This is a genomic window from Streptomyces sp. NPDC001634 (genome assembly GCF_040298185.1).
Taxonomy (GTDB): domain Bacteria; phylum Actinomycetota; class Actinomycetes; order Streptomycetales; family Streptomycetaceae; genus Streptomyces.
Genome location: NZ_JBEOZU010000031.1, coordinates 62,571 through 75,506 on the forward strand (window position 1 = coordinate 62,571; position 12,936 = coordinate 75,506).

A 12,936-nucleotide genomic window follows, 5' to 3' on the forward strand; every position below is an offset into this window, starting at 1 on the left:
CCGTCAGGCCGCGCTGGTGAGCACCGGCAGATAGCCGCCGGACTGGCCGGCCGCGGTCGGGTGGTACGACTCGCTGAGGTTCAGCCAGTTGACGCTGTGCAGCCAGGAGTCGCCGGAGCAGATCTCGTGGCCGCTGAAGGTGGTGCGGACGTCGCCGAAGGTGAAGCCGTGGTCGGCGGCGCGCTTGGCGATCGCGGCGTCGATGTAGTCGGCGGCGCCGTTGATCGCGGACCGTTTGGTCTCGGACAGGCCGAGACAGGTGGTGCCGAGCTTGTAGAAGCGCGGGTAGCCCAGCACGACCACCTGGGCCGACGGCGCCTTGGCACTGATCGCCGAGTAGACGTTGTCCAGTTGGCCGGGCAGCGTCGTGTCGACGTACGCCTTGGCCGTCGCGATCCGTGACAGACAGGCGCTGTCGGACTGGATCACGCATGTCGTCATGACGTCGGAGAAGCCCGCGTCATTGCCGCCGATGGTGATGGATACGAGGCCGGTGGACGTGCTGAGGCTGCCGAGCTGGTTGTTGAGCACATCGGTCGTACGGGCGCCCGAACAGGCCAGGAAGCTGAACGAGGCAGGGGCATGGGCGGCCTGCCACAGGTACGGGTAGGCCTTCGTGCTGCGGCTGCAGTTGCCGCTGGAGCTGATGTAGCTGCCGGAGCCGACTCCGGCGGAGTAGGAGTCACCGAGGGCCACATAGCCGGTGGCCGCCGCGAGAGGGGACGCCTGCGCCGCGGTGGCCCCGGTGAGGGCGAAGCCGACGGCGAGGAGGAGTGAAGTAACGGATGCCGCAAATCGGGAACGTCTCACGGAACCTCCCTTTAGCAGGATCTCTGCCACAACCGTCGTAGCAGCTACGCGTGTTGACAGGAAGTGTCCATGCCAAGACCGTTTTCGGCATTCATCGGGATCAATCCAGCAAGAGCACACATCCGCACCGAACACCGGTTCCCCGGAGGCCGTACCTCCGCTGGGGAACACGTGTTTAAAGCAGGCCAAGAACCTGTGCGCGCCGCTTCCGCATCTTGACGGCCCCCCACCCGCTGCGCGACATTGAAGCCCGGCATCCGGCGCTTCGGGGGGCAAAGTCGCCAATGCAGACCTTACGCATCAAGCCACCTTCATCAGGTAGGGACGGGTGGTCGGGGCAGGATCCGGGGAGGGACCTGTTTCCCCTGCTCGCAGGCGCGGCGGTCGCCGTCGCGGGGGTCGGTGCGATCCTCGCGCTCAGCGACGCCGACTCGCCGCTGCGCGGCCCGTTCACGCTGTTCTTCCTGCTCGCCGCGCCGGCAACGGCCGTCGGCGCCACCTTGCGGGGGCTGGAACCGTTCGCCCGCACGGTGGTGTCCGTCGCGGGAGCGATCGCGATCGATCTGCTGGTTGCCCAAGGCATGCTGGCGGTGCACCGGTGGTCGGTCCGCGGCGGGATCGTCGCGGTGACCGTGATCAGCTTCCTCGTTCTCCTGCTGGTACTGGTACGACGGCAGCGCCGCCGTACGGCGAGAAGACGGGCCTGAAGACGTGGACATCAGGGTGTACCGCCCCGGCGAACTGAGCGAAGCCGACCGGGCGGCGTGGACGGCTTTGCAGTCGAAGGCCCATCTGCACGGCTCGCCCGAACTGGCGAACCCCTTCCTGTCCCCCGAGTTCACACTCGCGGTGGGCCGGACGAGGCGTGGCGTGCGGATCGCGGTCGCCCGCGAGGACGGTGAACCGGCCGCGTTCTTCCCGTTCCAGAGATCCACGACCGGCGTCGGCCGTGCCGTCGGGCTCGGCGTCTCGGACAGCCAGGGTCTGGTGCACGGGCCCGGCTTCACCTGGGACGCCCAGGAGTTACTGCGGGCCTGCGGGCTCTCCGTTTGGGAGTTCGACCACCTGGTGGAAGGCCAGGCGCCGTTCGAGGCGGGGGCCTCCGGCACCTTCCCGTCCCCGGTCATGGACGTCGACCAGGGGTACGAAACGTATCTGCGTCAGCTGCGCGCCCAGTCACCGAAGTTCACCCGCACGACGCTGGCCAAGGAGCGCAAGCTCGGCCGGGACGCCGGAGAGGTGCACTACGTCCACGACGAGCGCGATCCCGCCGTTCTGCGTACGCTGATGACCTGGAAGTCCGCGCAGTACCGCAGGACCGGCCGCAGCGACCGTTTCGCACATGCCTGGATCAACCAGCTGGTCCAGCATCTCTTCCACACCCGCTCCGAGCCGTTCGCGGGGATCCTGTCGGTGCTCTACGTGGACGGACAACCGATCGCCGCGCACTTCGGGTTGCGCACCGAGCGGGTGCTGGCCTGCTGGTTCCCGGCGTACGACCCGGCGTTCGCGAAATACTCCCCCGGTCTGATCCTGCATCTGCGGATGGCCGAGGCGGCCGCCGCCGACGGCATCGCCTATCTGGATCTGGGGCGGGGCCAGAAGGAGTACAAGGACTCCCTGAAGACACGAGAGCTTTTGGTGTCGGAAGGGTGGGTGACCCGCCGTCACCCCGTCGCGTTCGGACACAGGGCGCGCCGCGCCCCGGTCCGGGCACTGCGCAATGCGGTGCTGTCCCGGCCGGAACTCTTCGAGCCGGCCGACAGAATCCTCAAGCGGATGGGGAAAATCCGTTCGAGGGGTTAAGTTACGGTCAATTCAACAAAAACGCGGACCCCGTCACGGGTCTTGCCATAATGTCGCAATCGTCAATACCGTCATACATCAACCCGCATCGGTCCATCACCAAGCGGCTCCAGGGGAGGGCTCAGGTACCGCGATGGTTCCGGCGCGGGGCGCGGTAGGGGGGTGCCGTGCTCGGTGACTTCAGTCGTGCCGAGTCGTGCCGCGCGACCGGCTGCCGTTTTCCCGGCAGACGGCCAGCTTTGCCAGCTCACCCGGCATGCACGGAGATCCATTTCGGCATGCCGTAAGTGAGAACCCCCCTTTCGACCCGGACACAGAGCCGGACCGCCCAGGGGCGGGCGGTCCACCGGACGAGAGGGACAAGACTCATGAGTTCTGTTCTGCGCCCTACAGTTTCGGATCAAGGTCCGTTAATGCAGGGGAAGTACCGGCCCATCTCCAATCACCTGGCGATCACACCGCCGGTGAGCGTGGTGATCCCCGCCATGAATGAGGCGGAGAATCTCCCCTACGTCTTCAAGACCCTTCCGAACTGGATTCATGAAGTGGTCCTTGTCGACGGCAATTCCACCGACAACACCGTCGAGGTCGCGCGGGACCTGTGGCCGGGGGTGAGGGTCGTCGAGCAGCGGGGCAAGGGCAAGGGTGATGCCCTGATCACCGGATTCGAGGCCTGCACCGGCGACATCATCGTGATGGTCGACGCGGACGGCTCGGCGGACGGCCAGGAGATCGTCAGTTATGTCTCCGCACTGGTCTCCGGCGCCGACTTCGCGAAGGGCTCGCGGTTCGCGAACGGTGGCGGCACCTCCGACATGACACCGATCCGCAAACTGGGCAACCGCGTGCTGTGCGCGATCGTCAACGCCAAGTTCGGCGCCCGCTACACCGACCTCTGCTACGGATACAACGCGTTCTGGCGGCACTGCCTGGACAAGATCGACCTCGACTGCACCGGCTTCGAGGTCGAGACCCTGATGAACATCCGGGTGGTCAAGGCCGGGCTCAAGGTGCAGGAGATACCCAGTCACGAGTACCTCCGCATTTACGGCGCAAGCAACCTGCGCGCGGTGCGCGACGGGTTCCGGGTGCTGAAGGTGATCCTCAAGGAGCGCTCCAACCGGCGCGCGCTGCGCCGCCGCCCGCACGCGGTGGCGCTCGACTCGGGCCGGGGAGAGGTGTCTTGAGCAGTCCGGACATCTCCGTGGTGATCTGCGTCTACACCGAGGACCGCTGGGAGGACATCCTCGCGGCGGTCGCCTCGGTGCGGGCGCAGTCCCGGCCGGCGCGCGAGACGTTGCTGGTCGTGGACCACAACGAGACCCTGCTTGAACGGTTGACCAGGGAGTACAAGGAGGCCGAGGAGGACGGGTCGGTCCGGGTGCTCGCCAACGCGGGCCCCCGCGGCCTGTCCGCGGGCCGCAACACCGGGATCGCCGCCTCGCACGGCGAGATCATCGCGTTCCTCGACGACGACGCGGTGGCCGAGCGCGACTGGCTGAAGCACTTCGCCGAGGGGTACGAGGATCCGCATGTGATGGCCGTCGGCGGCCGTACGATGCCGATCTGGGCGTCGGGCCGCCGCCCGGCCTGGTTCCCGGAGGAGTTCGACTGGGTGGTGGGTTGTACGTACAAGGGGCTGCCTCCCGGCCGGGTCCGGGTGCGCAACGTCCTCGGCGGCAACGCCTCCTTCCGTCGCAGCGCCTTCGACGCGGCGGGCGGTTTCGCCACGGGCATCGGGCGCGACGGCGACAAACGTCCGCTGGGCTGCGAGGAGACGGAGCTGTGCATCCGCCTCACCCGGGCCAGGCCCGACGCGATCCTGCTGATCGACGACCGGGCGGTGATCCACCACCGGGTACCGGAGCCGCGCGAGCACTTCGCGTACTTCCGCACCCGTACCTACGCCGAGGGCCTCTCCAAGGCTCTGGTGGCCCGGAGCGTCGGCTCCGACAAGGGCCTGGAGTCGGAACGCCGTTACACCACACGGGTGCTGCCCGCCGGGGTGGCCCGCGGGCTGCGCGACGCCCTGCTGGCCCGGCCGGGTGGCGCCGGCCGGGCGGGCGCGATCGTCGCCGGGGTTCTGTCGGCTGCGGGCGGGTACGTACTCGGGAGCGTCCGGGCGCGCAGGGGCGGCGCGACCTTCTCTGTCGTGGAGATCCCGGACGGCAGGGGGGACACCGCATGAGCGAACAGGCCGTGCCGATTCTCATGTACCACTCGGTCGCGACGGCGCCCAACGAGGCGACGCGCGACCTGTCCGTGGCTCCGGAGGCCTTCGCGGAGCAGATGGCCCAGATCGGGGACCTGGGGTTCACCCCGGTCACCACCGCCGACCTGGCAAGAAGTTGGCGGGAGGGCGGTCCGCTGCCCGGGCGGCCCGTCCTGATCACCTTCGACGACGGCTACGAGGGCGTGCACCGGCACGCCCTGCCCGTGCTCGCCAAACACGGCTTCGCGTCCACGCTGTTCGTCTCGACCGGCTGGATCCGGGGCGCGTACGACACCGGCGGCGGCCTGGACACCATGCTCGACTGGAACCAGGTCCGCGACCTCGCGGGCTCGGGGGTCGAGATCGGCGGGCACAGTCACACGCATCCGCAGCTCGACCAGCTCGCCGACGACGCGCTCTGGTTCGAGCTGCTGCGCTGCAAGGAGATCATCGCCGACGAACTGGGCGCCCGCCCGGTGTCGTTCGCCTACCCGTACGGCTATTCCAGCCGTCGGGTGCGCCGCACGGTGCGCGAGGCGGGCTTCAGCCAGTCGCTCGCCGTCGGCAACGGTCTCGCGCGCCGCCGCCAGGGCCCCTACGCGCTGCAACGGGTCACCGTGCGCCGCAGCACGGGCGCCGAGGAGTTCGAGCAGCTCGTCCAGGGCCGCTCGATCGCCCGCAACTTCGCCAGGGACCGCGCCCTCACCAAGGGGTACGTCGTGGTCCGAAGAGCACGACAGGTTCGCCGGAAGGCCATCCGTTCCCGTGTCTGACACGACGACCACAGAGCAGACCTCACAGGCCACGACCGCGGCGCCCGAACAGTCCGGACGCCGCCTGCGCCTGCCCGGACGCGGCGGGGGCGGCGGCAACCAGTTGTTCCGCAACGCCTATGCGCTGATGCTCAACACCGGTATCTCCGCGGTGCTCGGCCTCGGCTACTGGCTGGTCGCAGCCCGCTACTACTCCGACGCCGCGGTCGGCCAGGGCTCGGCCGCGATCGCCGCGATGAAGCTCCTCGCCGGGCTGACCGCCGTGACGCTCACGGGTGCCCTGGCCCGCTTCATCCCGGTCGCCGGGCGGAGCACCGGGCGCCTCATCTTCCGTACGTACGCGGGCAGTTCGATCGTGGTGGCGCTCGCCGCGGGCGCCTTTCTGCTGACGCTGAACGTGTGGGGACACTCGTACCGCTTCCTGCACGGGCCAGGACCGGCGCTCGTCTTCGTGGTGGCGGTCATCGCCTGGAACCTGCTCACCCTCCAGGACGGTGTGCTGACCGGGTTGCGCAGCGCGCTGTGGGTCCCGGTGGGCAACACCGTGTTCTCCGCGGTGAAGCTGGTGCTGCTCGTCGGGTTCGCAGCCGCCATCCCCATGATGGGCGTCTTCGTCTCCTGGGTCGCGGCCATCGCCACATCGGTGCTGCCGCTGGGCTGGCTGGTGTTCCGGCGCCTGGTGCCCCGGCACATCAAGGCGACCGAGGACCACGCCAGCCCGCCGTCGCTGAAGGAGATCGGGCGGTTCCTGGCCGGCGACTACACCGGCTCGCTGTTCTCCCTCGCGGTGGTCTACCTCGTCCCCGTGATCGTGGCCTCGCAGGTCAGCGCCGCGGACAACGCGTACTTCTACATCACCACCACCATAGGCGGCACGACCAATCTGCTCGCCATCAACATGGGCGCCTCACTCACCGTCGAGGGCTCGCACGATCCCGCGCGGCTCGCGGCCAACACCCGTGCCGCGCTCAAGCGCATGGCGCGGATCATGCTGCCTGTGTGCGGGCTGCTGTTCATCGGCGCGCCCGTCATCCTGCACGTCTTCGGCGACGGCTACGCCCATGCGGCGACCCCGCTGCTGCGCTGGTTCGCGGTCGGCGCGCTGCTGCGGGTCGTCATGGAGACGTACTTCGCGGTGCTGCGCGCCCAGAGCCGTACCTCCGGACTCGCCTATCTCCAGGGCCTGCTGTGCGTCCTGGTGCTCGGACTGACCCTGCTGCTGCTCCCCCGCATGGGACTGACCGGTGCAGGTGTCGCGGAGATCTCCAGCCTTGCGGTGATCGTGTCGATCGCCGCGCCGAAGCTGTTCAAGATCATGCGCACCGCTCCGGCGGACGCCGTGCCCGAGAACGCGGCACCGGACGGGGACCTCGCCGACCTGGGGGCGCGCGAGGTCCCCGCGCCGAGGAGCGGCCCGTCGCCGAGGAGCGGCCCGTCGCCGAGGAGCGGCCCGTCGTGGGCGAAGAAGCTCGACGCCGACACGCTCGCGCTCGGCATCCACGTCGACTTCGACCATGTGGAGCGCCGGCCTGACGTACGCCCCGGCCCGGGGACCCCGCCCACCGGGACAGCCTCGGTGAGTGCGGAGGTCGACCGGACGACGTGGGAACTGCGGCTGCCGGAGCCGGACCATCCGGTGGGCAGCACCCCGACAGAGGCGCGGGGCGTGACACCAAGCGGCTCCGCCGCGGGGGCGCGACCAGCCACGGACAACCCGCAGGTCACAGCCAACCCGCGCTTCTCCGGCTTTCCCGGCGGAGCACTCCTCGGTTGTCTTCTCGCCTCGGCCCTGCTGCTTTACTGGGTTCCCGCCCTGGGGCTCGACGACGGCTCCCTCGAACGCATGGGCGGCCTGGGACTGATCTCGGTCCTCCCGCCGGCGACCCTGGTCGGGGCCGCCCTGCTGGTCGTGGTCTTCGCCGCGCTGCTGTGGCGCCGCCGTGAGTCCAAGGGCCTGCTGCTGGTCACGCTGCTCGCCACGGTCGTGTCGCTGCACGCGCTTCCCGCGGTGATCGAGACCGAGCCGCGGTTCGCGACGGCCTGGCAGCACCTCGGGTTCCTCGACTACATCGACCGGACCGGGACGGCCGTACCGGATCTGGACGCGCGCTGGAGCTGGCCGGGCTTCTTCGCGGCGGCGGCGTTCGTCGCCAAGGCCTGCGGAGTCACGGACCTCACCGAGCTGATCCGCTGGTGGCCGCTGACCATCCAGCTCCTGTACCTGGCGCCGATGTTCCTGCTGGTGCGCTCGCTGCGGGCGAGCTGGCGCGCCAAGTGGACGGGCATCTGGATCTTCGTGCTCAGCGGCTGGGTCGGCCAGGACTACTTCTCCCCGCAGGGGTTCACCTATCTGCTCTATCTGGTGTTCGTGGCGATCCTGCTGGTGTGGTTCAGGGCGCCGCACGTGATCTGGACCAAGGCGCGCCCCGGCGAGGCGGAGGTGGAGCCGTCAAGCCACGGGCAGCGGGCCGTGCTGCTCATGGTGCTGATCGGCCTGTACGCGGCGAGCGTTCCGGCCCACCAGCTCACCCCGTTCGTGATGCTGGGCGTGCTCGCGGCGCTCGTCCTGATCGGCCGGTCCGAACTGCGCGGCCTGCCCATCCTGTTCGCGGTGCTGGTGGCGTTCTGGGTCGGCTTCATGGCCGAGCCCTACTGGTCAGGGCACTTCAACGAGCTCTTCGGCGGGGTGGGCGGCGTCGGCAGCAACGTCTCGACATCCGTCTCCGGGCGCATCCAGGGCGGCAACTCGACGCACAAGCTGGTGCTCTACACGCGTGTGCTGCTCGCCGGCGCCGTGATGCTCTTTGCGTGCTGGGGCTGGTGGCGGCGACGCGAGCACAAGTACCGCGAGCGGTCGCTGCTCGTGCTCACCTTCGTGCCCTTCCTGGGCTTCGGCATGCAGTCGTACGGCGGCGAAATGGCCCTGCGCGTCTTCATGTTCGCCGTGCCGGGAGCGGCCCTGCTCGCCGGGCTCGCCCTCTTCCCGCGCACCGGCGCGACGGCCGAGGAGCGGGACAAGGACCGGGTGAGCCTCGCCCCGCTCGCTGCCCTCATGGCGGGCCTGCTGCTGATGGGCGGCTTCCTGGTGGCCCGCTGGGGCAACGAGACGTTCGAGCGGATCCGCCCGGGCGAGGTCGCGGCCATGGACTACGTGTACGCGCACGACAACCCGACCGTACGGCTGCTGTGGCTGAGCAACGACACGGTCACCAACGTCACGCCGGCGATGCCGTGGGGCGCGAAGGACATGGAGAAGGTGCAGTACGTGCCGACTCTGGCGCCCGCCGATCCGGTCCTGGTGTCGGGCCTGGTCAAGTCGCTCAAGGACGCGGGCCCGAACTCGTACCTCATGATCAACATCAGTCAGGTGACCTACCTCCAGATGGACGTGGGCTACTCGGCGACCTGGGAGTCCCGGCTCATCAGGAGCCTGGACGACCGCCAGGAGCTGAAGAAGGTCCTGGTCAACGACGACGTGACCATGTACGCGCTGCGCAAACAGCCTGCGGGCGAGGTCGCGAAGCCGCATCCGGGTCCGATCGGACCGCGGGTGACCTGGACGCCCTGGTCGGTCGTGGGCGGGCTCGCGGCCGTGGCACTCGTGCTGATGCTGACGGCGCGCGAGGTCGTACGGGTCGCGATGCGGCCGAGCGTGCGGCAGTTGCGCTGGCTGCAGTCCAGCTTCTGGTTCTCACTGCCACTGCTGGCGGTGTTGCTGGCCTCGCTGGTGCAGCGGTTCCTGACCATGGGGAAGGGCTGAGTCTCACACGGCGGGTCCCCCTGCGTACGAGGTGAAGCGCCTCAGGGCCGGAGCCTGAAGGGGCTCAGCGCTGGAGCCACTTCACCTCGTACGCCTTCATGTCGAACCGCTTGCCGTCGACCTGGGCGCTGATCGTCCGATTGAGGGTGTTGACCACGAGGACGACCTTGTCGGTCGCAAGGACACGCACGTTGGGGACGTCGTCCTGGGCGACCGGGACCGTCCTGTACTGCGTGCCGGGCGGGAACTCCTTGCCGAAGCGGGAGACCAGGTCGTACATGGGCAGCGGCTTGCCACCGTCGGCGCTGTCGGTCGGGGTCCACAGGCAGCCCGGGCAGTCGGTGCCCTTCTGCTCCTCCGGGTTCCAGTAGAAGCCGGAGGAGGCACCGCCCTTGACCATGGCGATCATTCCGGTGGCCTGCACGGCGACACGGTGGTCCTCGGTCCAGCCCTTGCGGTCGTCGTTGCCGTCGGCGGGCTCGACGTAGTACTCGGTCCACCACAGCGGCAGGTCGTGGGTCTGCTGCCGCACCCACGCGCTGACGGCGGTGAGCTTGTCGGTGGCGGCGAACTCGTTGGGCAGCAGGTCGTCGTCCTTGGTGTAGCTGGAGCCGTCAACGACCACGAAGTCGGCGCCCGTCTTGTGCTCGTTCCAGTAGTCGAAGGCGTCGATGATCCGCTGGTCCATCGCGCCCCAGGCACCACGCAGGGTCGTGGAGGCGTCCTCCTTCTGCCGCGGGTCGACGCTGTCCATGACGAGGTACGGTCCACCCACCATGATCTTGGGGTTGACCTGCTTGAGCGCCTTGTAGACCAGGTTGTACAGCTCGGTGTAGCCCTCGTAGTCCCAGCGGCCCTTGGAGTTGTTCCAGAAGCCCTTGAACTCGTTCCAGACGACGAAGTGACGCACGTCCGGGTAGCGCTTGGCGACGGTCGCGGCAAGGGCGGCGAAGTCCTTGTAGTGGTCGGGCGTCGGGGCGGTCTCCAGAGCCGACTGGCTCCAGTTGGTGTTGTTCGCGCCCGCCCTGCCGCCCTTCATCCAGTCCGGGGCGCAGCACAGGGTGATGACCGGGGTGCCGCCGGACTTGCGCATGAAGTCGATGCGGCGGTCCATCTCCTGGAAGTCGTAACGGCCTTCGACCGGCTCGGGGTTGCCCGCGCCCCACCCCATGATGTGCTGGTTCTGCGGCAGCCCGGTCCCGGAGAGCAGATCCTCGACGCGCGCGGTGGCGGTGCCGCTACCCTCGTCGGCGCTGTACTGCGTGTGCGTGAACCCCCAGCCGACGTCCGGTTTCGTCTCCTCGGGCGGGGTGGCGGGCGTGCCGTGCACCTTGTCGCCGTCGCGTGTGGTACCTCTGGTGTCGGCACCGTTGCCGGGCAGCGTGCTGATCAGGGTCACCACCAGGGCCAGAGCGGCCACTCCCACGCCGAGCAGTGCGGTGAGCCGCCACCGCCGTGCCCCCGAATCCCACCCATGACGTCCCATCATGGGCAACAGTAACGGCCGGGATCGGCCCGCGGACAGGTTTCGTCGTGCGACAGCCCTGTAACAGGACGTACCGGATGGACCGGGCGCACGGGACACACCCGACACACCCGGCGCACCTCGGAAACCGGGTGCACGGGACCGCCGCGTGACGGATCATGGCGGCATGTCTGCGAACCCATACGACGCTCTGCCGATCCGGCTCAACGTCGACGACAGCGACTCGCCGTCCGACGTCGTCGACGCGCTGTTCCTCGGCCGCTTCGCGACGGGCGAGCAGCCGTACTCCCACGCGGCGAACATCGATCGCGTACGGTCCGGGGCCACGCTCCTGCCGCCGGGCGCCCGGGTGCTGCGCGTCGCCCGTGACGACGACCGCAGCGCGACGCTCGCGGAGGGCGACGGCTGGACCCTGCTGATCTCCCGCTGGAACCGCGGCGCGGACGTCACGGTGACCGCGACCAGCGCCGACCTGGCCGAACGGGTGCTGAACCAGGCCACGGACGGCGCGGCGGACGAGCCGGAGCCGCAGCCGGAGAACGTGACGATGGGGTTCTGGTACGTGTCGCCGAGGCGCGGCCCGCACCGTACGACACGGCAGATCTCGGCGGGCACATGGGAGGAGGTCCGTCCGAACTACACGGCGCCGGTGGCGGACGCCATGGACCAGCTGATGAAGACGACCCCGCAGGACATCGCGGGCCGGCTGCTGCTGCTCCACGGCCCGCCGGGCACGGGCAAGACCTCGGCGCTGCGCACCTTGGCCCGCTCCTGGCGGGACTGGTGCCAGGTGGACTGCGTCCTGGACCCCGAGCGGTTGTTCTCCGACGTCGGCTATCTGATGGACATCGCGATCGGCGAGGAGGACGCGGCGGGCAAGGGCCGCTGGCGCCTGCTCCTGCTGGAGGACTGCGACGAACTGATCCGCGGCGAGGCCAAGCACACGGCGGGCCAGGCACTGTCCCGTCTGCTGAACCTGACCGACGGGCTGCTGGGACAGGGCAGGAACGTCCTGGTGGGCGTCACGACCAACGAGGACCTGGAGCGTCTGCACCCGGCCGTCGTCCGCCCCGGCCGCTGTCTGGCCCGCATCGAGGTCGGCCCGCTGACCCGCCCGGAGGCGGTGGGCTGGCTGGGCCGGGAGGACGGCGTGGGCCGCGACGGGGCGACCCTGGCGGAGCTGTACGCACTGCGCAGGGGTACGTCACCGACGTCGGTGCCGGACCAGCGGGCGGGGGCGGACTCGGGTCTGTACCTGTAGGAGGCCCCGGCCGGTGCTTTGATGGAGGTATGACCCTGTTCGTCGGCACGTCGGGGTGGCAGTACCGGGACTGGCGGGATGTCCTGTACCCGGCCGACGTGCCCATGCGGCTGTGGCTGGAGGAGTACGCGACGCGGTTCGCCACGGTGGAGATCAACAACGCCTTCTACCGGCTGCCGTCGCGGGAGACCTTCGAGAGCTGGCGGGATCGGGTGCCGCAGGACTTCGTGGTGGCGGTGAAGGCGAGCCGCTACCTGACGCACATCAAACGCCTGCGGGACCCCGAGGAGCCGGTACACCGCCTGATGAGCCACGCGGCGGGCCTCGGCGACCGCCTCGGACCGGTCCTGCTGCAGCTCCCGCCCACCCTGCGTGCCGACCCGGCCCTCCTCGACGACTGCCTCGCCCGCTTCCCCTCCGGCACCCGGGTCGCGGTCGAACCGCGCCACGACTCCTGGTGGACGCCGGAGGTGCGCGAGGTGCTGCAGACCCGGGGCGCGGCGCTGTGCTGGGCGGACGTACTGTCCCGTCCGGTCACCCCGCTGTGGCGGACCACCGACTGGGGCTACGTCCGCTTCCACGCGGGCCGCGCCGATCCGTGGCCGCACTACGGCCGCCGGTCCCTGACCTCCTGGGTCCACCGCATCGCGGAGGCATGGCCCGACGACCGGGACGTCTTCGCCTACTTCAACAACGACCTGCACGCGGCGGCGGTCCTGGACGCAACGGCATTCGCCCGAGTGGCGACGACGGCAGGGCTACGGGTGACACGTACGCCGCACCGTCTGCCGACGGCTCGCGCGGGGACGGCACGATGATCGATTGGTT

General features: G+C 69.5%; 10 protein-coding genes. 8 read left to right on the forward strand and 2 right to left on the reverse strand.

Translation table 11 applies throughout. The features are described 5' to 3' along the window. Positions 1-3: 3 nt before the first annotated feature. Positions 4-810: an SGNH/GDSL hydrolase family protein gene (locus ABT186_RS22005; RefSeq protein ID WP_351231752.1), complete on the reverse strand. Its 807-nt coding sequence runs from the start codon at positions 808-810 to the stop codon at positions 4-6. 284 nt (positions 811-1,094) lie between these two features. On the opposite strand from ABT186_RS22005, the gene ABT186_RS22010 reads away from it, so the two are divergent. The 6 genes from ABT186_RS22010 to ABT186_RS22035 all read left to right on the forward strand — a co-directional run bounded on the left by ABT186_RS22010 (position 1,095) and on the right by ABT186_RS22035 (position 9,361). Then, on the forward strand, positions 1,095-1,517 hold the full coding sequence (locus ABT186_RS22010) for a hypothetical protein (protein ID WP_351231750.1): 423 nt from the start codon (positions 1,095-1,097) through the stop codon (positions 1,515-1,517). Positions 1,518-1,521: 4 nt separating this feature from the next. Then, positions 1,522-2,616 (forward strand): GNAT family N-acetyltransferase, encoded by a 1,095-nt coding sequence (locus ABT186_RS22015; RefSeq protein WP_351231748.1) that lies wholly within the window; start codon positions 1,522-1,524, stop codon positions 2,614-2,616. A gap of 368 nt (positions 2,617-2,984) precedes the next feature. Beyond that, positions 2,985-3,803 carry a glycosyltransferase family 2 protein gene (locus ABT186_RS22020; RefSeq protein ID WP_351926364.1) on the forward strand — a complete coding sequence of 273 codons (819 nt, stop codon included), beginning with the start codon at positions 2,985-2,987 and terminating at the stop codon, positions 3,801-3,803. After that, entirely contained in the window at positions 3,800-4,804 is a 1,005-nt protein-coding gene (locus ABT186_RS22025; protein WP_351926366.1) for a glycosyltransferase family 2 protein, read from the forward strand. Before ABT186_RS22020 ends, ABT186_RS22025 begins: the two co-directional genes overlap by 4 nt. Next, positions 4,801-5,601: a polysaccharide deacetylase family protein gene (locus ABT186_RS22030; protein WP_351926368.1), complete on the forward strand. Its 801-nt coding sequence runs from the start codon at positions 4,801-4,803 to the stop codon at positions 5,599-5,601. Before ABT186_RS22025 ends, ABT186_RS22030 begins: the two co-directional genes overlap by 4 nt. Then, complete coding sequence (locus tag ABT186_RS22035; protein WP_351926370.1) at positions 5,594-9,361, forward strand: lipopolysaccharide biosynthesis protein; 3,768 nt, start codon at positions 5,594-5,596, stop codon at positions 9,359-9,361. The genes ABT186_RS22030 and ABT186_RS22035 overlap by 8 nt, the downstream gene beginning before the upstream one ends. 64 nt (positions 9,362-9,425) lie before the next feature. Here ABT186_RS22035 and ABT186_RS22040 read toward each other — a convergent pair whose 3' ends face one another. After that, positions 9,426-10,847: a GH39 family glycosyl hydrolase gene (locus ABT186_RS22040; protein ID WP_351230200.1), complete on the reverse strand. Its 1,422-nt coding sequence runs from the start codon at positions 10,845-10,847 to the stop codon at positions 9,426-9,428. A gap of 166 nt (positions 10,848-11,013) precedes the next feature. On the opposite strand from ABT186_RS22040, the gene ABT186_RS22045 reads away from it, so the two are divergent. After that, positions 11,014-12,108: a DUF5925 domain-containing protein gene (locus ABT186_RS22045; protein WP_351230164.1), complete on the forward strand. Its 1,095-nt coding sequence runs from the start codon at positions 11,014-11,016 to the stop codon at positions 12,106-12,108. 29 nt (positions 12,109-12,137) lie between these two features. Continuing rightward, entirely contained in the window at positions 12,138-12,926 is a 789-nt protein-coding gene (locus ABT186_RS22050) for a DUF72 domain-containing protein (RefSeq protein ID WP_351230166.1), read from the forward strand. Positions 12,927-12,936: the final 10 nt, after the last annotated feature.

What these genes read in the sequence shown, in the direction of transcription:
- ABT186_RS22010 (WP_351231750.1), top strand. Translation starts at nt 1,095, where the DNA reads ATGCAGACCTTACGCATCAAGCCACCTTCATCAGGTAGGGACGGGTGG.
- ABT186_RS22020 (WP_351926364.1), top strand. Translation starts at nt 2,985, where the DNA reads ATGAGTTCTGTTCTGCGCCCTACAGTTTCGGATCAAGGTCCGTTAATG.
- ABT186_RS22030 (WP_351926368.1), top strand. Translation starts at nt 4,801, where the DNA reads ATGAGCGAACAGGCCGTGCCGATTCTCATGTACCACTCGGTCGCGACG.
- ABT186_RS22040 (WP_351230200.1), bottom strand. Translation starts at nt 10,847, where the DNA reads ATGGGACGTCATGGGTGGGATTCGGGGGCACGGCGGTGGCGGCTCACC.
- ABT186_RS22045 (WP_351230164.1), top strand. Translation starts at nt 11,014, where the DNA reads ATGTCTGCGAACCCATACGACGCTCTGCCGATCCGGCTCAACGTCGAC.
- ABT186_RS22050 (WP_351230166.1), top strand. Translation starts at nt 12,138, where the DNA reads ATGACCCTGTTCGTCGGCACGTCGGGGTGGCAGTACCGGGACTGGCGG.